Raw genomic sequence first — 18,799 nt, forward strand, 5'->3', positions numbered from 1 at the left:
CGCAGCCATGGCCCGCTGCCATGGCGGGGTGGGGATGGGTTCCCGCGGTCGGCACTCCGGGTGGCCCCGTCAGGGCGGCTGGCTACGGTGGTCGGGTGACATCCACGCAATGGCGGGACCTGACGCATCTCCCCGGCGTGAGCGATGCGGTCGCCGCGGCCAGATCGGCCATCGAGCAGGTGCATCGGCATCCTGCGAACCGTCGGGGCTGGCCACGTACCTCTGCGGCCGCCTCGGTGCGCGCCGCCCGCGCCTCGGCGATCCTGGACGGCGGTTCCGGCGAGATCGACTCGAACGCGGATTCGATCACGGATCCGGTGCTGGCCGGCGCCCTGCGGGTGGCGGCTGCGATCGGTGCGCTGGTCCCCGTCTGGGAACGGGCGCCCCTGCAGGCCCTGGCCCGCCTGCACACCCTGGCGGCTGCCGATCTGGAAGATCCGGCTGCACTGGGCCGCCCGACACCCGGACGTCCTGAGCTGTCGTCGCGATTGGACGGCCTCGGCCAGATGGTGCTGACCGCACCGTGGCCGGCGCCGGTGCTGGTGGCGGTGGTCCACGGCGAGCTGCTGAACCTGCAACCCTTCGGCTCCGCCGACGGCGTGGTGGCCAGGGCCGCCGCCCGGCTCACCATGATCAGTACCGGGCTCGATCCACATGGACTCACCACGCCCGAAGTCGGTCATCTGCGTGTGGGATCTGCTTACCTCCGGTCGGTGGCGGCCTTCGGTGACGGCTCCGATGTGGCCGGATGGATCATCGATGTCTGCACCGCTCTGATCGGCGGTGCCCGGGAGGGTGCCTCCATCGCGGATGCGGCGGGCTGACGGTCGCTCGCGGCGAACAGCATGCTCTGCAACCTGTCTGGCCGAGGCGCCGCCCTCGGCGCCACCGCTCGCGCACCATGGGCCCCTCGAACCGCCCCGGACGGAAGCCGTCCGGGGGCCGGCTGCACCACAGGTACATGTATGCGTCTGCATGAAGTCGGCCGACCGACGCGCTGAAGCGGTTCAGTTGCGCCGAGCGTGCGCCGCTTCGACGCAGGCCTGAACGGCTGAATTTCGAACGACCCGATCCTGCTCGTCGTCGCTCCGTCGACAACGCAAAGACGGCATCCCATCCGAAGATGAGATGCCGTCTACTCGGGCTGGCCGACTACCAGGCTTCACCACACTCGTCGGTGACGGACTTCGCGAGTTTCGCGTAAAGCCCTGACGACGTACCCTTCGCGGTTCATAGCGGTGAGTGGGTACCGGGGTCCGAGTACGAAGCTCCGCAGCGGGTGGGCTGTAGTTTCTCCTCCACCGCAGTCCTTGGCCGATCGGGGGTCCGTACACCAGTTGTACCGCGCCCAGCGGCTTTCGGCAACAGCTGGACCGGAGTTCTCCGACCCTGACCGATTCAGTCGTTCGCCCGAATGGGTCATTTTCCTTTGGTTTTGATGTGAATGCCCAAAATGAAAGCTGAGCGGACGTGACGACCTGCACGCCGCGGTCTACAGTGAGGAGGTCGGTTTCCACCCCCCCGGAAACCGGCCACCGGGTTCAGCTCAACCCCCCGGAGCTGAACCCCCGCGGCCCCCGCCCTCCCCCCTGGCGGGGGCCGCCCCTCACTCCAGCAGGACCAAGATGCCGGGCCGCAGCGACTGCGGTCCGGCATGTTGCTGTCCGCCGGTCCGGTCGGCAGCGCCCGGCGCAGGCCCTTGGATCTGACGGGCCGACGGCGACCGATCGGGCGGGTGGAACCGGGGGCACCGGTGGACCTGTCCACCAGCAAGTTGTCCCCATACTGCTCGCTGTCCACAATCCTGATCCGGCGCTGGCGCAGGCCGCCGCCGACGCGTGGACTGAGGCCGCACGGTGCAGGCGTCCGATCATCCGATCGGGCCCGGCCGGGCGTCGAGGTCCGACCGTCTGGAGTGCCAGGGGTCACGGGGAGGGGAACGGCGGATGGATGCACGACCGTTGATCGTGACCGGCGACGAGCTGATGCTCGACGATCTGCTGAGAGTGGCGGCGGCGGCCGGCGTCGAGGTGGCGCACAGCGTCGACCCGGGGGCAAGGACGGCCTGGCGGGCCGCCGCGATGGTGTTGATCGATCGGGCACTCGTTCCAGAGGCCGTCGGTGCCCGGTTGATGCCGCGCCGCCATGTGATCGCCGTGGGACGGGGAGAGCCCGACGCCGGCAACCTGAAGAGCTGCCTGAGTCTGGGGGTCGAGCAGAGCCTGCGGGTGGGCGACGACGACGAGAGCCTGATCGAGTTGCTGGCCGGGACGATGTCGAGGGGGCCGGGGGACGGACATCTGGTGGCCGTGATCGGTGCCTGCGGGGGAGCCGGGGCCTCCGTGTTCGCCTCGGCGCTCGCGGCCACTGCGGAGCGGGCCGGCCGCGGGGTGCTGCTGGCCGACTGCGACCCCTGGGGTTCCGGACTCGACGTGCTGCTCGGGGTCGAGGACCGGGGTGGCGTCCGGTGGGACGAACTGGCGGCGCCGTCCGGCCGGCTCCCGCCGGACGCACTGCACCGCGCTCTGCCGGCCGCCCCATTCGGTCACGGTCGGATCGCCGTGCTGTGCCACGCTCGATCGGGCGGCCGGGAGATCCCCGGCGGTGTGGTGGACGTGGTGATCGAGGCCGGACGCAGGGCCGGTGATCTGACGGTCGTCGACCTCCCGCGGCACCCGACCCAGGCGGGCGACCGGGTCATCGAGAAGGCCGACATGGTGCTGCTGGTCACCACGGCCGACGTCCGGGGGTGCTACGCGGCAGCGCGGATCTCGGATCGGCTCCAGCAGCTCGGGGCCTCGCCCGAGCTGGTGGTCCGCGGGCCGTCGCCCGGTGGCATCGGGGCCGACGACATCGGTGCGGTGCTCAGGCTTCCCGTGCTGGCCCGGATGCGTCCGCAGCCGTCCCTGTCCCGTGACCTGGAGAACGGACGGGCGCCGGGCACCGATACGCATGGCCCTCTGGTCAAAGCGGCCAGGACCGTGCTCGCCCGATTGCATCAGGAGGTCTCGTGACCGTCCCGGCCGGCGTGGCCCCGGCGCTGCTCACCGAGCAACTGATCGAGAGCATCCAACGTCGCCTTGCCCGCGAGCGCAGCGAACCGACCGGAGTCGCGCTGGCCCGCGCGTTGCGGGCCGAGACGTCCGTGCTGGTCACCGACGCAGAGATGCTGAAGCTGATCCGGCAGTTGGAACGCGAGCTGGTCGGTACCGGGCCGCTGGCCGAACTGCTCGCCGATCCGCAGACCACGGACGTGGTGGTCAACTCGCCCGACGACGTCAGGGTCGATCGCGGGGCGGGCTGGGAGCGCACTCCGGTCACCTTCGCCGACGAGGCGGCGGTGCAGCGCCTGGCCCGTCGGCTCGCCTCACTGGCCGGGCAACGGCTGGACGAGGCGCAGCCCTTCGTCGACGCCCGGCTCGCCGACGGGACCCGTCTGCATGCCGTCATTCCGCCGCTCGCGGCCTCGGGGAGCTGCCTGTCACTGCGTGTCCTGCGACCCACCACACATGACCTGCAGGCGTTGTCGGACGCCGGAACGCTCCCTGGAGTGGCGCCGGCCGTGGTCCGCGCGGTGCTGACGGCGAGGTTGGCGTTTCTGGTGTCGGGTGGGACGGGGTCCGGCAAGACCACCTTGCTCGGGGCCATGCTGGCGGCCGTCGATCCGGCCGAGCGACTGGTCACCGTCGAGGATGCCGAGGAGCTCCGGCCGCCACATCCGCATCTGATCCGGTTGGTGGCCAGGGCGGCGAACGTCGAGGGCGCCGGGAACGTGCAGCTCCGTCAGTTGGTACGGCAGGCGTTGCGGATGCGACCCGACCGGATCGTGGTCACGCTGTCAACCCAACGGGTCGCATCGATCACCGTGTGAGGATGCTGTGAGAATCAGACCGAGCTCACAGGAACTGTCACTCCGCGTGTACCGTATGCCTCGCACTCACTTGAGCCGAGAGGCAACGGTCAGTCGCACTTAGACCTGACCGTACTTAATAGAGTGAGTAGCCACAGAGTGAGTGAGTGGGTGCACCCCCCGCTCGATGACGGCAGTCTGTCTTCATGAGTCCCTCAAGCTCCGTAAGGAGAGCAGTTATGGAGCCGAATCCGCGAGATGAACAGCTGGCCGAGTCGATGCAGGAACTCGGTGAGTTCTACCAGGCTGGTGGGAAGACACCCAGCAACGAGTTGGTGCCGCTCCCTAAGCGTGCTGATGATGTGGAGCACTACTACGGAGGGCGCAAGCAGCTTCCGTTGTTGGCACCAGAAGTACCGGAATCGTTGAACCGTCTTGACCGGTACACCTTGCAGAAGCGCGCTGATGAAGAGGTCTACAGCAAGCAGCTCGGCGAGATCCTCAAGCAGGTCGACTTTCATTTTCTCAACGGCAGGACCATCCAGCGCATGCAAGCGCTGGAATCCTTGAAAGACATGATCGAGGCGAAAATGGCATCCGGGCGTTGTACGAGCATCGATGTTGCCATGTACACCGATGTGTATCGGCGATACCTGGACTCAACCGGTTTTATGGCTTAGTGATGAGCTTCGGGGTAGCAGTGCTGATAGCTCTAGGTATTGGTATGGCCGGTGGGGGTTACATCCGTTGGCGGATAAGTGTTGGACGCCAGTACACCGTTCCAGGCGCGAAGAGCGCCCACAAGTGGCGTAAGCGTCAGATTGATGTGCAACACGCTAAGCAACGACAAGACATCGAAGAGCGTCACCGTCAGGCGGAAGAAGAGTTGACCCGCCTGTTAGAAGAGGCAAAAAAGCGAATTCAGCATAATATGTAGTTACCATGCTGTGGTTACTCACTTTTACCTTTGGTTCAGCGCTAACTCTCTGTGGGTTGGCGTTGAACCGGCGTTGGGAGCAATTCAAGATGGACATCAAGCTTGTCACGTACGAGTTGACGTTCCCGCATGACCTTTCACGGCAACAAGCCACTCGATTGTTCTCGGCCTTGGCTGGATTATACCCTCACCTGCGAAAGTACAGCATCAGAGCTCGGCCCTCTCTGGTGTTTGAGATCCTTGGCAACGAGCGAGGCCTTCATCACTTCGTCAGCTTCCCGAGCGAGCTCGCTGATGTTGTAGCTGGCCACTTGCAAGCCGTCATACCGTCCATCGGGTTCAAGAAGTACGAGGACTTCTCTATTGGGCTGAATCGCCAGTGGACTCATGGCGCTCAACTCGGCGTCCGGCAGACGTTGATAAGCCCGGATGGCAAGCCTGCGGAGTTGGACGACAAGATGATAAGCGTCTTGCTGGGGAGTATGAGACAGCTGCAACAGGGAGACTATGTCATCGTTCAGTGGGTGGTTACGCCAACGGGTTCTGACGATGAGTACCGAGCCGTTGGACGACTCGGAGTCTCCGCACCGAATGCTATCCGCGGTCTCGAATTGATGAAGCGTGTTATCGCGGCTTACCGCAGCCTCCAGGTGTTTGTCTTTCGGTCGTTCCGTTCTGAGGGCAGCCTGGCGAAGATCACCAACCGATCCGCGCCCATCGAGTACTGGCCGAGTTATATCTCTGCCGTTGATCTTCCTGTCGTCGCCGGATTGCCTATCGATGGGCCCCAGGTTCCAGGTATGGAGTTGGGTAAAGGTCGACGTCTCGTCGCTTCTGCACGAATCCCACAGGATGGCTTTCGGATCGGCACTTCCAGTTACCCAGGGCACGGCCGGCCGTTGGCTATCGCTCCTGAGAGTCTTCTCCGTCACCTTTGGGTGCTCGGTCCGACCGGCTGTCTTCATCCAGACACGGTAATCATCGACCCAATCGACCACTCACGTCTTACCGTACGTCAACGTCATGAAGCTGCCGTTCCGTTCCACGTTTTATCACTTGACGGTGAAGAAGTGGTTGTAGCCGTTGCTTGTGCACCAGTGAAATATCAAAAAGTTCCCATGTACCGAGTCAGCGATGGCACTAACAGCATCACGGTTACTGGTCACCATCGAGTATGGGATGGTAGCCAGTACGTTCAGTGTGACGAGCTTTATGCGCAGCAAGAAGCTTCGCACGTCCTTCTTCCGACCATTGCGGGCGACGACCTTTCAAAGTTGTTGCAAGGTGCGCAGCGTTGGTCGGGAAAACTCGAAGGTTTTCAAGGCGATTATCGCCCTTCACCCCGTTTATATGGTCAACAACTTCGCCCGGCGAGAGATAGCGGCCTAGCTCCTGTTCCATCACGACCCGATGTTCTCGAACATACCCAGCAGCGCTGCGATAAGGATGATCGTCATCCTTCAAAAGGATGTACCCAGACTTATCGACTGTACGGCCACCGTTCCAGAAGTGATTACTGGAATCTTTCGAACCTCGACCGCGAGAAGGTAGACCAGCAGCACCGAGATATTTTCTCGTCGACTTCCTTGTCACGCCCATTTGTTTCTGAATCTGAAGTTCGCTCATTCCCTGATGGTACAAAGAGATACACTGAGCAATCTGAGTTACGGTCCACGCTTTTCCCACACGTTGGTTCCTTGTTTAACTATTCCCATCTTAGCTCATATCGGGTCGAACGGGTAGAGGATGAGTACTATTATGATTTTCATGTACCCGAGTTAGAGAACTACTACGCTGAAGGTCTGTTCCATCACAACAGCGGCAAATCAACACTCCTTCACAATCTCGCCGCACAGGTCATGGAGCAGGAGTATGGACTCATTCTCATAGAGCCGAAAGGCGACCTTTCGAGGCAAGTACTCGACAGCATCCCGAAAAAGCGGGTTGATGATGTCGTCTGGTTCAACCCACTTGATAAGGACTGGCCTATCGCCCTCAACATTCTGGATGGTCCTGACCCAGAACAGACGGCCGGCCAAGTCGTGGGACTCTTTAGAACGCTTTACGGAAGTTCCTGGGGACCGCGCTTGGAGATGATCCTGAAGTATGCGGTACTGACTGCCGCGTTGAATAAGCTCACCCTCTACGACGTCAAACACATGCTGTTCGATTCAAAATACCGGAACGCACTCGCCGCGAAGTCAGGCAGCGTGGACGTCAAACTGTTCTGGTCCACGTACAAGGACGACAAGACCTCCGACTTCGACTCCGTCATGAACAAGCTCGATGCCTTCGTGGGACTCAGCGTCATTCGTAACATCACCGGCCAGCCGAGCGGTGACGCTAGGGGGCTGAATCTACGTGAAGTCGTGAACGAAAATAAGATTCTGATCGTGCCGTTAACCAGAGAAATCGGCGAGACGACCGCAAGTATGCTTGGTTCGATCATCATGACTCAGTTGTGGCAAGAGGTACAGAGTCGTAAAACCCGCAAACCGGTGTACTTCATGATCGACGAGGCGCAACGCTTCATGGGCACGGCTACTTCAGTAGAGGACATACTCAGTCAAGCACGCAGCTACGGTATGGGCGTGATCCTCGCTAACCAGAATGTGGATCAGATCAAGCCTGCATCACTACTGAGTGCGTTCAAGGCAAATACTGCATCGAAGATCGTGTTCAAGCTTGGTTATGACGATGCTTTAGTGATGGCCCGTGATTTCAAGCCCCTTGATGCGAGCAACCTTCAAGGACTTGATGAGCACGAGGTTGCTGCTCTGCTGCTGACGCCTACTGGTACTGCTGGCGTAGCAACTGTGGCCACGTCTAGGCCCCCAGGACGAACTGCGCACGGCACAGCTGCTTGGCAAGCCTCACGTGACAAGTACGGCCGAGCTGTGGCTGACGTTGAAGTTGAGTTCGAGGCGAAGTTCGGGGTCAAGGAGAAGGTCAAGCAGTCGATCGGTCACATGCCATGAGGCTGATCTGGTATTGCGGCTGTTGTTGCGACACGTGTTGCGGTGGCGCAAGGCGCTCAAGCCCGGTGACCTGCGATAACAGGGCGATTGAACAGCTGGCGAGTTGCTCCATATGAGTACATATCTCTCATCTCGCGACCATGCTGTCATCGACTCCATCAACCGCCTCCGTCACATCTCGTCCCAGCAACTCCAGCGACTCCACTTCGTGGAGTCGCTGGAAGGAAAAAATTCGAAAGACGTAACAACAAGAAGGGTACTAGCAAGGCTAGTAGGGGAGGGGTACGTCTCGCGGATTGAGCGCTCTTCTGGCTCTGGTTTCGTGTATCAACCGGCTGGAGCCAAGACACGTAATATCGACCTTCATCAACTGGATGTTTCCGAACTCTACGTTCTCCTATCGGAGGCGGAAGCCCGTGGCGAGTGCTCACTACTGGAGTTCACACCGGAAGAGCCGAGGGGTGGAGTGAAAGCCGATGCCTATATTCGGCTGGATTTGAAGAACGGGAAGTACAGCTGTTTCGCTGAGATAGACCGAGCTACGGAATACAAGCCCCAGCTAATGAAAAAGCTACGGGCATACTCCCAAGCCTACGACAGGGCGACTTCTCCATTTCCAAAGGTTTTATGGATTGTCTCCTTCGCTCCGAGAGACCGCTATAGCGAGCGGGTTAACATAATCAAGCAGTTGGTCAGCCGTGAGCCTGAACCGGAGTTGTTCGACGTTCTAACGCTTCAGGATGCCGTTACTCAGCTGCTCAACTCATAGAGCTTATGCCTTGGTAAAGCCATAAAAGTGTTGACACCGGTGCTTATCTTTGAGATAATGTAAGCACGTAATGGAGATACGACACATGGCTTACATCAACACAATCACCGGCGAGATTATCGACGCCAAGCCCTTCAAGAAACGACAAGCTCGGATCGCCTACGCGCCAGTCCGCCGTAAGCGCAAGTCCTATGTTCTGACCAACGCTCTGACAAAGTTAGTTCCCGTCGCTATTGCGGCCGTGGTGTTACTGACCTTGGTCTTGAAGATCGGTCGATGAAAACAGACGGTGATGGGTTCGAAGTTATTTATCACCGTCCAAGGGGGAAGTTAAACGGAAAAACACTTAGTTTTCAAATTCTGGAAATTTTTTCTCGATTTTTTGCGTCGCTCAGATTTTGGTGATTCACGGGCTGTCCAGAGCTAGAGGCGAGCACCTTTTGAGCTAAGGCATCCGCGATCCTGCGTTAGACGAGACGTTCGACCACCAGGGGTTGATAGTCATCAAAATCCATCTCCGTCTCAGCAGGCGCGGCGTCCCGGTTGCCAGTATGATCCGCCCATGGACCGGATCACTGGCGAGGCAAAGCTGATCAGGAATCGAGCGCGGCGTTCTAACGCTAATGCGCTAAAGGCCGATCTGGTGCGGCTGAGTAAGCTTTCCGACGCTGCTAAGGCTAAAGGCAATCCTACGCCCGTTATGCAGGAACTGGCAGCGGCGAGAAGAGCAGTAGTGACGTATCAGAAGGCAGAGAAGTCTAGGGGAACCTACAAGTACTCTAAAGCACGCAAGGTAGCTGACCGCACGATCAAACCGTATTCGTCAGGATGCGCGTCCACCTCTGCGGTCGGCCTAGTAGCTTTGGTTCTGAGCTTGAGGGTAGTTAGTCGAAAGGCCAAAGCGGTACGACTACAAATCTCATTAGGTATTGACACCATGAGCACTATGGGGGAGGATAGCTAGTAGCTGTTCCGTTACAAGAAACAGCTAGAGGGAAGCAAAACCTATTGCAATTCTGGCTGGCTTTGCTATGCTTGAATGGTAACGGGACACCCCCTCAAATCTTCGGATGCGAGGGGTTAACTCTTTTCCACGGATTTAGTAACACCACAGCTAAAGAACTCACTTCTAACTTGATACGACGCTTCGCACGACCTGTACGTTTTACAGGCGGGACTTAGAACATTGGAAACACCGACAACCTACCCCTTACTAGGCTTGCCCTACGTACCAGGAATATAACGAGGCTACAAGGGCGAAGCCCTTATTATAGTCAGGAGATCGTATGGAACTAGAGTTCAACACTATACAAGCCACCGAGATTGCCGCGTTTCAGCAGTTGTCGAAACAAAGCTTTTAAGCGGATAAGCGAAAAAGGTATTGACTCCGTCTCCGATATAAGCGATACTGGTATCAGTAACGGAGATACTACATGACCACTAATAATTCATATCAAGTAAAGCCCGCAAGGACGTCCGAACGTCGACGCCTTGACGAGCAGGCAGAGCAGGCCCGACGCGACAAGCGAGTGTCTCAGATGCTGATCTGGCAACAGGTTGCGGCTCTCAGCGCTGCTGCCGGCCTCGTAGCGTTGATCTTTGGCATCGTTTGGATCTACCTGGTCCTGACGGGAGGAGCAAACTAATGCTGCAACCTCTTCCACCAACTTTTAGCGACAAGCGCTACATCCCAATCGATGGAATCACGCGCCGATCAAAGTCGATGCTCAGCGGCGATCCGATGGCTAGGCTCTTGACCGTGTTCGATAAATTCAAGAAGACCACAGAACGTCTGAGATCAGAGCGAGGTCAATCATGATGGGCGAATCGCTCGTACCGTGCCCGAACTGCTCTGGACTTCTCGGTAAATGTCAGTGGTGTAACGACACCGGCTTGGTCTACGAGGCCGATTTAGAAGCTCGCGCTTTGAACCTCGCTAGAATCGACGCCAAGGTCCTAGAAATCAAGGCTATGTTCCCTCATATGACCGGCGTTATCCACGTAGACCCACAGAACGAACCAAATAACTCAACAAGGTAATCAAATCCATGTCAGACAATATTTACAAAGACTACGAAGCGCCCAGTACTGGTGGAGTCTTCTTAGCTCTCGAAGACAACAAGCCCACGAAGCTACGTATCGCCTCGGCCCCTTACATCTTTCAAGACCTGTACAAGAACAAGGAAACCGGCGAGGAACGTCTATCGGTTCGATACGCCTGGGTCGTAATCAACCTGACCGTTCCAATTGAACCAGTTGCTCAGATTTTGCGTTTGCCCGTCACCGGATTCAAGAACCTCCAGGCGTTCGCCGCCGACGACGAGTACGGCGATCCACAAGGTTACGGCATCACCATCACTCGGAAGGGGACTGGCAAGCAGACCGAGTATGCGATCGTGCCTTCTCCTAAGGCTATCCCGCTGACCGACGAGCAGAAGGTCCTAGCCGGTTCTGTTGACCTCGTGGGGGCGATCAAGAACGCTATCCCTTTAGTCGACGCTCACAACGGAAAGCCACTACCAAAGCCAGGCGCAGACGACGAATCTACAGCCGCTGTCGCACCTGACCAGCAACGTGACCGGATCTCGACGGAAGCGGACATGATGCGTGAGATCGACTTGTCGGATATACCGTTTTAATGGGAGCACCAACGCTTCCCGGCGTCCGTGTAGGCACTCCCTACACTTGGACGCCGGCCAAACAGCACGTTCATCAGTACAAGCCCTACGACAAGCGCATCTGTGGCGTCCTGCTGCGCTCTCACGTATGCCGGGTGTCTGAGTGCCCTCTTCCCGTCGATGTCTACGACATGGTCATCGAGAACCGCCTCGCCTTCAAGGGCGAGGACGAGTACGAGCGCGGGCGATGGGCAACCACATGAGCTTCACCATCAACCCGCAGTTCATCGCCACGGTGGTCAACGCGCACAAGCTCCATCTGGCCAAGTACGTCCATCCTGACAGTCCGATCAAGTTTGGCCTGACAATCTACGTATCAGGCATCGGAAAAACCTCTGTTCAGGCCGAGAATCTGCTTCTCGACCAGCTGCGTGACCTCGGCGGCGAGTTGGAGGTACGACGATGATCCGTCCCTTCCCCATCATCATCACCGTGATGTTGTCGGCCATCGCCTACCTCATCGTGCACTACCAGCTCTACTGGTTCATCTCGGCCGTGACGCGGTCAGGCGGTGCCCAATGAGCGGCTTGTTTCAGGCCGAAGGGATCGTGCAGTCGGTCAAGACCCTCGTAGACGGCACGATCAAGCTCGACGTAGCCGTCCAGGAGGTCAGTCCGCCAGAGATGGCTTTGCTCTTTGGTCTCGCTCGTAAGCCAGGTTGGATCTTGGTGAAGCCGAACGAAATCACCGCTGAGGACATCCCGATAGTTGAAGCTGACTTTGACATGGGGGAGACCAAAAGCCCAGGCCAGCGTTTGAGGGGTGTGCTGTTTGTAGTCTGGCAGACCAAGACAAGCCAGAAGCAGCCGTTCGAGGTGTACTACCGAGCACAGCTGGATAGAATTATCGATAGATTTAAGCAGGAGTTGGACTGATGGAAAACAATGAAGATGAAACCACCGCTTGGGAATGGTTAGGCTACGCGCTCCTGGTTGGCGGACTCGTATTGATCCTAGCTGGCATCGTAGGCCGACTCTGATCAAGGACATAAACGGACACAGATTAAAGCATAAACAAGGATTAGCGAAATGGCAGGGACAAAAGACGGTGGCAAAAAAGCCTCAATCACAAACAAGATCAGATATGGCGAAGATTACTACCGAACAATCGGGAAATCCGGTGGTGCAAAGTCACGCGGCGGTGGCTTCGTCCTCTACCCCGAGCTGGCCAGAGTAGCTGGAGCCAAGGGTGGTAGAGCATCAAGGCGTGGCCCATCGCAGTGAGCGACTTGTTCGATCGGTTTCAGAAGCCGAAACGAAGCAGGAAGTCGTCGCGAACACCTATCGACAGGCTATGGCTGAAGACAAGGGAGGAATGGTTTCAGTTCCACCCTCCCGACTTCGATGGGGACTACTACCAGTGCGCTCTGTGCCCGTTCCCGGTCCACATCAGCGATGTGAGTCTTGATCACATCATCCCCAGGTCGCGAGCCCCCCATCTGCGCTACGACTTCAGCAACCTTCAGCCGAGTCACTACTTGTGCAACGTGGCAAAGGGCAGCAAGACCAACTAGATCCGTCACCGTGACAAAACCAGTCAGACCCCGGAGCAACCAAGCTCCGGGGTCTGACTGGTTTTTTGATCGGTTATGAGGCGTGTGCTTCCTCGTACTGTGCCAACACTTCGGCCTTGATTCGACCCTTCGGAGCCACGGTGATGCCCTCCTGTGCCGCCCACGCTCTGACGGCTTGCAACTCCTCTTTGCTGAAGCCGGAGCCACTCGGCTTTCGTTCGGATGTAGTCGCTGGGAAAGCCCGTAGACGTCGGGCAGGCGGTCCGCTGAGCTCACGGGCCTTCGGCAAGTAGAGGTCCATCGTGTCCAGCAGCTTCTTGGCTGACTTCGGCCCCAGGTCGATCTCGTAGTCCTTACCGAGGAACGAGATCGAGTAGCGCTCGATGCCTTCCGTTGAGTCGTCCATGTCGTCGTACCGGGTAGTTACTGTCTTATCTGCCATGCAGGCCACTATACAAGAGAGAACCCCCGAAAGTCTCTACGACTTGCGGGGGTCTTTGGGTCTCAAACCGCGTGTAGCTCGGACGGACCATCATCAGGTGTCTCTACTGCGTCAGTGTCGACTGTGTCTGCTTCAAGCGCACGCTTGTACGCGTAGACCAGGTCGAGCGGTACTCGTCCCTTCTCGTTGACCTCCAGATCCTGCGACTTGGCCCACTCACGGACTACGCCCTGGTCGATGCCGTCGTACGGGTCGTGGTTGGGCCGGCGGGATACCGGTGTGATGTCCCGAGCAGCTTTCACAAAGCGGAGGACGGCCTTCTCTAGCTTCTCGAAGTTTGCGTCGGTGAGGTCGATCTGGTACACCCGAATACCGATGCTGAAGGTGCGCGTGGTCGCGTCTACGGACTGATCAAGATCGTCCAGGATGGTCACTTGCTTCATGGCATGCCCTTTCTGGGCGTCGAGGAATGGTCCCTTTCACATTCGTCTATTTCCTTCAGCGAGTCAATGCGGAAATATGAACCAAAGCTCCAGGGTGACCAAGCTCAATACTTGTTGCTCAGTAACAATGAATGCATGCAGCACATCCAGTTCCTCCTCGCCGTCTTCTTTCATGATGCGAGCGCCCATGACCTTATCGCACGAGAGCCAGTAACCGTGGCCGATTAAGCGGACGAACGGGGACATCACCTCGTAGTCCGTTGCCCGATTGGCGTGCTTGCGGCAGTAGAGCCAGTAATTACTCCCGCGGCTCAAGCCGATGAACTCTGGGTTGGCGTGACATTGAACGGTCCAGTTCTCGTCTATGTATTCGTCACAGTCCATTGGACTCCAATTTGTAAAGGGGCAGTGAATACAATCTGCGCCTGGACGGGGAGCACGTCAATTATGTTCGGTCGGTAGTGATTGACGTTTGCCTAGCAACGTTATATAACAAGGATTTGCCGAGCTGGATACGGAATGTTGCAAAGCTATGTTTTTCGTGACTTGCAGCAGCCGAAGCCGGCTCAGGGCCAACACCCGAACAAACAGCTATCGTCAAATGATTGTTGTGAGTACCGAACACAGAAAAGGCGAACGCTCGCAAAGTTTGGAGTTGTCAAGTAACATTATGATGAATGAAGAGACTACCCCCGACTAAGAGCATTATCTTCTGCCCGTACTGCAGGGACGTCACGGAGCTCGTGACCGATCGGCAGGGTCAGTACTGCCTTGGTTGTGTCCGACCGCTTCTGATGCTCCAGGAACGGGCCAAGCTACTTCCTTAGCAGAGGCTGTTGTTGTACGCTCGCGTGATGACAGACATGTTCAGCACGCCAGGTACGTTGTTTTGGTTTTCGGCGACGATCGTCGCCGCCTTATTCTGGGTATTCTTGATAGTCGCCCGTCATCGCCTGGTTACCCGTCATCGCCGAGTTAGTGGGCGTCTTCCGACTGTCCAGCAAGACCATCGCCGATATATAAAGTCGGGCATCCTGTTGATCGGTCTTGCTTTGCTCTTCAGTCTTATTGACTACTTGGCTCTAAGAATAGTCGGGCCTCACCTGACTCGGTTACAGGCTGGCGTCTGGTTCAGTTACCCTGGCTACTTCTGCGTGCTTTTGGCTGGCATCGGCCTCGGTCGCTTGAGTCATATAAGAACTATCGAACCAGGTGTATCCAGGTTCGCTGATAGCATCAACGTATTCATGTAGCAAGCTGTGTATAACTTAAGTATTGACATTCAACTAATAATACTATAGTATTAAATCAAGCTCAAGAAAGCGAGCAAGTAAACAAATATAACGTTTCGAGTCTCACACCTGGTACCGAGGTCGCCCCGCCGAAGAGCGGAGCTAGACAACATCAGAACCTATCTCAATGAGCACCAGGCGCGAGACCCGAAACAAGGAAACACAAAATGAACCACTTCAAGAAGATCGCAGTCACGTCCTTGATCGTATTCAACATCCTTTTGGCCGGCGCAGCAGTAGGTAGTTACCTCATGCACAAGTACGACGCGCAAGTCGCAGTAAGTGCCCAGCACGTCGCGCAAGAGCTGCTCAAGTCCGTCCCGGCCGCGTCAACGTCAAAAAACTAAGCCAGCTTGCTCCTGTCGTCACGACGGTAGCCACCGGAAACGAAAGCGTTCAGTCCCTGATCCGCCAGTACTTCCCGGTTTCTCAATGGAGCAATGCGCTGGCCATCGCCAAGTGCGAATCGAACCTGAACTTATCAGCTCACAACTGGAACCCTGCCACCGGCGACGACAGCTGGGGAGTATTCCAGGTCAATCGGTACGGCGCTCTCGCAGCCACCAGGCCGTCCGCTGAGCTGCTGGCCAACGCAGAATTCAACGTCCGCTGGGCTGCCAGTGTTTGGCGTACCCAGGGCTATAAGCCGTGGGGTTGTGCGCGCAAGTTACGCATTAATTAGAGGTACCTATGAAGCTCAATCTGTTCAAACGTTCTACGCCCACAGAATCAACCGCTGAGGCTATCGACCGCGCAGCTGCTCACGCCAGCGCCATCTGGATGCACGAAGCCACCAAGATCGTCATCAAGCTGGGTCAGGGCTCTACGAGCTTCACCACGGACCAGGTCCATGCCGAGCTGTCCAAGATGGATGTAGCGACCCCAGAACCCCGCGCGCTGGGTGCCGTGATACGTCAGGCCATTCGTGACGGCTTCATCGTTCTCACGGGGGAGTACCGCAAGAGCGCGCGCCGTGTCTGCCACAAGCGACCGATGGCGGTGTACCGGCCGGCGGTGCAAGTATGACCAACCAAGACGATAAGACGTGCGCCAGCCACTGCGACTATGGTTGGAACTATAACCCCGAATGGCGCGAACACACTCCTTGTCCAAACGCATTTCACGTTACCGGCCAAGTAGAGAGTGAGACACCACAAAGTTGTATTTGTGGACATCTTCTTTCTTACCATCGAGTAGACAATTTCGACGATGATTGCGGAGCTTTAGGTTGCACCTGTCCTTACTTTCAAAAGTTTACTTCATCCCAGCAACCGAAAAGTGAAACACCCGAAGCATGCGTTTGTTGTGACCATGATCTAAGTTCTCATAGATACGTACACCACTATAAGTGCGATGAGTGCAATTGTGACTACTTCACTGACTCACCCCAGCATCCCGTAGAGATCGTAGTACCATTGGTTTGCCCAACGTGCCACCGCGAAACAAGCTGGACAGTCGAAGTAAACCCGCACTGTCAGTTATGCCAAGCGCCGTTGTATGCCACATTACCTCAGCAACCCGTAGGCAAAGACGACAAGGAAACACCCTGGCAACATTTTCTTAGAGTTTATGCGATTGACGGCCACGACTTAAACATTAATCAGGTACGTTATGCCGCTGTAGAGTTTGTCAACAATCCACTTTATGGAGCAAAGAAGGCCAACCATGAATAACCACAGCACAATTGATATGCGTCAGTTTGGTTGTGAGACATGCGGCGGAACGCACTCGCCCGATATTGATTGCCAACCCGTAGGCAAGGATGACGCAGTGCTAGGCACCGACATAGATGGGGATACGAAGACAGAGGTTATTGGTCATTTTGAGGGAAACGTTATGCATATTAGCGATATTCGGCAGACTAAGGATGACACCAAAAACCCCGCTCCAAAGAACGAGGTTTCAGGTACCCACCAGAATACAACCGAAGTTGTTACCCCTAGTATACCAGAGGACGACAGCTTTGAGGCAACGGTAAAGAGTACGCTTGGTGCGTTTTATACCAGTGCAGTTATAGATGGATTTAAAAGGGTAGATGAACGTACAGGACAGGATTACGTTGTAGCGGCTTATATGCCCACTATCCTCGCCGCTTCTGACCAACGTGTAATAGAAGTACTGACCCGACTCTTAGAACAGCCAGACCAAAGCTTATAGATACAGCCACGGCGAATTAGAGGAGCTGATTGACCAAGTTATTGCCTCTATAAAAGGAGATACTCATGGAAAATAACATCTGCACCGAATGTGGCGCTTTAACCAGTCCCGTTGATGAGTTTCACCCTTACGTTTACTGCCAGCTCAAACTCAAAGGGTTTAAACTCCCACCCCCTCAGAGAATCTCGAATCTGAGCCAAGGGGCAATAGATAACTTAATTGCTGATGCTGAAGCTAGATTAGGAGCCACCAAATGACACAACCCGACCATTCTCGATGTACCGTAAAAAATGGTATAGGGACTTGCTATATAGGAACTCACTTTTGTCCAGCACAACCCGACACGACACCAACGTTTAAAGATATCGACCGCAACGGCAACCCCGACGTTACTACTATACTGCGGATAATCGACGATAAGCGGAGCCGCTATGAGGTCGCTGTTGCCGTAGCAGAGTGGCACCAAGCCGAGCTACGAGAGGCGAAGGTAGCGGCTCGGATAGATGAACTTAACCTATTATTTCCGGATGAAATGAGTTGCGGAGTAGGTCTCGTCCATAAGATCGTCAATTTAACGTTAAGAGAACGCATCGAGGAACTCACCAAAGGAACCGAATCATGAATGATACGACACCAACGTTTGAAGAGAAGGTACAAATAGTCATGGCAGCCTTCGTCCTCAATTTCAATCCAACACTAGGGACAATAAGAGAAACGACAGTCTCAGTTGTTAAAGCCTACCAATCCGCACTACGTGAAGCGGAGGCAGCGGTGTTGCAAATGGTACACGGCCGTCATTCGTTGGAATGTGCTAAATGCTATGACGAATTACAACTTAAGGAGAAGCAATGAGCTCTCTCAATCGTCTCCCTACAGCGGACAAGGTCAAGCCCAGGGCCGTCTACTGGACGAACCATCAGCTCACCTGGCTCAGCCACCAAGCCATTAACGAAGCCACAACGCTGAACGGATTGATTCGCCAGGCAACCTACGAGAAGTATCCAGATATGCCTAGACGCTAATACTTACCAATTGCTTTTTCGCTGCTGTGCACTCAAGGCGAGGTTCGCGAGCAGTTTGCCGAGCTGTAGCAATGAAGTAACAGATACCATTGTCTGATCAAGCGTAACATTCAGCCGATCTACATAGTTCGTTGCTTCGAATAGCAAATCCTCGATCGGTAAGGCCCAAAATATTTTACAATCTACTTGGTCGTTTTCACCTAGACTGTAGGTAACAACAACGTTTTTCGGCGTCACAGTCTCGCCAGATAGCCCCATTGCTGTCATCCATGCGGCCATGCGCTGCTCCATGAGCTCGTTCGCAAACCCAAGCGCCTCAATCGCTTCTACGCTTTCACCACGCATTGTGCTGTCGTAAGCCTGCAATGCTCGGTCTTTGAGCGTCATGTCGAAGTCTCCTCTTGGTCAGTGGGACACGAAGGTAACACTTACGAACCGAGCGCGCTGAGTGAGAGTCTGATCGAACGCTTGATCGACGAGGATGGACAGCGCCAACTGCTTACCGCATAGTGTCTGTATGAAGGTGAAGCAGTGAAGTTCTACGGGAAGTGTCGCGGTGAAGGCAGCTGCATCTGTGGTCGTTGTGCCGGCTACCCGTTCAACCAGATCTCTGCTATCACCATCAGCCGCCCAGGGATGATGAGCTACACCATTACCGTCCCAGAGGCAGAAGGCCCGCTCTTTCGTGAGTGGGCCTTTGGTAATGCCCACCAGCGAC

21 protein-coding genes are annotated in these 18,799 nt (G+C 56.5%); 15 read left to right on the top strand and 6 right to left on the bottom strand.

The genetic code is table 11. The features are described from left to right. Positions 1–95: 95 nt before the first annotated feature. The 5 genes from H7F38_RS07590 (at position 96) to H7F38_RS07610 (ending at position 4,787) form a co-directional block, all read left to right on the top strand. On the top strand, positions 96–824 hold the full coding sequence (locus tag H7F38_RS07590; protein ID WP_187093544.1) for an oxidoreductase: 729 nt from the start codon (positions 96–98) through the stop codon (positions 822–824). Between the two features lie 1,122 nt (positions 825–1,946). After that, positions 1,947–3,014, top strand: coding sequence for a septum site-determining protein Ssd (gene ssd / locus H7F38_RS07595; protein WP_187093545.1), 1,068 nt, complete (start codon positions 1,947–1,949; stop codon positions 3,012–3,014). Then, complete coding sequence (locus tag H7F38_RS07600) at positions 3,011–3,871, top strand: ATPase, T2SS/T4P/T4SS family (protein ID WP_255498283.1); 861 nt, start codon at positions 3,011–3,013, stop codon at positions 3,869–3,871. The genes ssd and H7F38_RS07600 overlap by 4 nt, the downstream gene beginning before the upstream one ends. A gap of 218 nt (positions 3,872–4,089) precedes the next feature. After that, positions 4,090–4,530, top strand: coding sequence for a hypothetical protein (locus tag H7F38_RS07605; protein ID WP_187093546.1), 441 nt, complete (start codon positions 4,090–4,092; stop codon positions 4,528–4,530). Between the two features lie 2 nt (positions 4,531–4,532). Continuing rightward, positions 4,533–4,787, top strand: coding sequence for a hypothetical protein (locus H7F38_RS07610; RefSeq protein WP_187093547.1), 255 nt, complete (start codon positions 4,533–4,535; stop codon positions 4,785–4,787). A 179-nt stretch (positions 4,788–4,966) separates the two neighbouring features. Here the strand turns inward: H7F38_RS07610 and H7F38_RS26535 are convergent, their stop codons facing one another. After that, on the bottom strand, positions 4,967–5,752 hold the full coding sequence (locus H7F38_RS26535; RefSeq protein ID WP_187093548.1) for a hypothetical protein: 786 nt from the start codon (positions 5,750–5,752) through the stop codon (positions 4,967–4,969). A 190-nt stretch (positions 5,753–5,942) separates the two neighbouring features. Then, positions 5,943–6,413: an HNH endonuclease signature motif containing protein gene (locus H7F38_RS26540; protein WP_187093549.1), complete on the bottom strand. Its 471-nt coding sequence runs from the start codon at positions 6,411–6,413 to the stop codon at positions 5,943–5,945. 233 nt (positions 6,414–6,646) lie between these two features. Here H7F38_RS26540 and H7F38_RS26545 point away from each other — a divergent pair, with 233 nt between their 5' ends. The 7 genes from H7F38_RS26545 to H7F38_RS26550 all read left to right on the top strand — a co-directional run bounded on the left by H7F38_RS26545 (position 6,647) and on the right by H7F38_RS26550 (position 12,725). Beyond that, positions 6,647–7,765 carry a type IV secretory system conjugative DNA transfer family protein gene (locus H7F38_RS26545; RefSeq protein WP_370531342.1) on the top strand — a complete coding sequence of 373 codons (1,119 nt, stop codon included), beginning with the start codon at positions 6,647–6,649 and terminating at the stop codon, positions 7,763–7,765. 112 nt (positions 7,766–7,877) lie between these two features. Continuing rightward, positions 7,878–8,534: a replication-relaxation family protein gene (locus H7F38_RS07630; RefSeq protein WP_187093551.1), complete on the top strand. Its 657-nt coding sequence runs from the start codon at positions 7,878–7,880 to the stop codon at positions 8,532–8,534. Between the two features lie 85 nt (positions 8,535–8,619). Beyond that, positions 8,620–8,814, top strand: a complete 195-nt coding sequence (locus tag H7F38_RS07635) for a hypothetical protein (protein WP_187093552.1) — start codon at positions 8,620–8,622, stop codon at positions 8,812–8,814. Positions 8,815–10,582: 1,768 nt separating this feature from the next. Beyond that, positions 10,583–11,173: a hypothetical protein gene (locus H7F38_RS07640; protein ID WP_187093553.1), complete on the top strand. Its 591-nt coding sequence runs from the start codon at positions 10,583–10,585 to the stop codon at positions 11,171–11,173. A gap of 238 nt (positions 11,174–11,411) precedes the next feature. Beyond that, a complete protein-coding gene (locus tag H7F38_RS07645) occupies positions 11,412–11,618 on the top strand; it encodes a hypothetical protein (RefSeq protein ID WP_187093554.1) in 207 nt (68 codons plus the stop codon). A gap of 112 nt (positions 11,619–11,730) precedes the next feature. Continuing rightward, positions 11,731–12,087 carry a hypothetical protein gene (locus H7F38_RS07650; RefSeq protein WP_187093555.1) on the top strand — a complete coding sequence of 119 codons (357 nt, stop codon included), beginning with the start codon at positions 11,731–11,733 and terminating at the stop codon, positions 12,085–12,087. A 521-nt stretch (positions 12,088–12,608) separates the two neighbouring features. After that, positions 12,609–12,725 carry an HNH endonuclease gene (locus H7F38_RS26550; RefSeq protein ID WP_187093556.1) on the top strand — a complete coding sequence of 39 codons (117 nt, stop codon included), beginning with the start codon at positions 12,609–12,611 and terminating at the stop codon, positions 12,723–12,725. 73 nt (positions 12,726–12,798) lie between these two features. Here the strand turns inward: H7F38_RS26550 and H7F38_RS07660 are convergent, their stop codons facing one another. The 3 genes from H7F38_RS07660 to H7F38_RS07670 all read right to left on the bottom strand — a co-directional run bounded on the left by H7F38_RS07660 (position 12,799) and on the right by H7F38_RS07670 (position 13,994). Beyond that, complete coding sequence (locus H7F38_RS07660; RefSeq protein ID WP_187093557.1) at positions 12,799–13,167, bottom strand: Lsr2 family protein; 369 nt, start codon at positions 13,165–13,167, stop codon at positions 12,799–12,801. A gap of 62 nt (positions 13,168–13,229) precedes the next feature. After that, positions 13,230–13,601 (bottom strand): histone-like nucleoid-structuring protein Lsr2, encoded by a 372-nt coding sequence (locus H7F38_RS07665; RefSeq protein ID WP_187093558.1) that lies wholly within the window; start codon positions 13,599–13,601, stop codon positions 13,230–13,232. A 72-nt stretch (positions 13,602–13,673) separates the two neighbouring features. Beyond that, positions 13,674–13,994, bottom strand: a complete 321-nt coding sequence (locus H7F38_RS07670) for a hypothetical protein (RefSeq protein WP_187093559.1) — start codon at positions 13,992–13,994, stop codon at positions 13,674–13,676. A gap of 1,598 nt (positions 13,995–15,592) precedes the next feature. On the opposite strand from H7F38_RS07670, the gene H7F38_RS07675 reads away from it, so the two are divergent. From H7F38_RS07675 to H7F38_RS07685, 3 genes are all read left to right on the top strand, one after another. After that, positions 15,593–15,928: a hypothetical protein gene (locus H7F38_RS07675; protein ID WP_187093560.1), complete on the top strand. Its 336-nt coding sequence runs from the start codon at positions 15,593–15,595 to the stop codon at positions 15,926–15,928. 639 nt (positions 15,929–16,567) lie between these two features. Further along, complete coding sequence (locus tag H7F38_RS07680) at positions 16,568–17,059, top strand: hypothetical protein (protein WP_187093561.1); 492 nt, start codon at positions 16,568–16,570, stop codon at positions 17,057–17,059. Positions 17,060–17,677: 618 nt separating this feature from the next. Continuing rightward, a complete protein-coding gene (locus H7F38_RS07685; RefSeq protein ID WP_187093562.1) occupies positions 17,678–17,911 on the top strand; it encodes a hypothetical protein in 234 nt (77 codons plus the stop codon). Between the two features lie 173 nt (positions 17,912–18,084). Here the strand turns inward: H7F38_RS07685 and H7F38_RS07690 are convergent, their stop codons facing one another. Continuing rightward, on the bottom strand, positions 18,085–18,468 hold the full coding sequence (locus tag H7F38_RS07690) for a hypothetical protein (RefSeq protein ID WP_187093563.1): 384 nt from the start codon (positions 18,466–18,468) through the stop codon (positions 18,085–18,087). Positions 18,469–18,799: the final 331 nt, after the last annotated feature.

Source organism: Nakamurella sp. PAMC28650, from assembly GCF_014303395.1.
Classification (GTDB): domain Bacteria; phylum Actinomycetota; class Actinomycetes; order Mycobacteriales; family Nakamurellaceae; genus Nakamurella.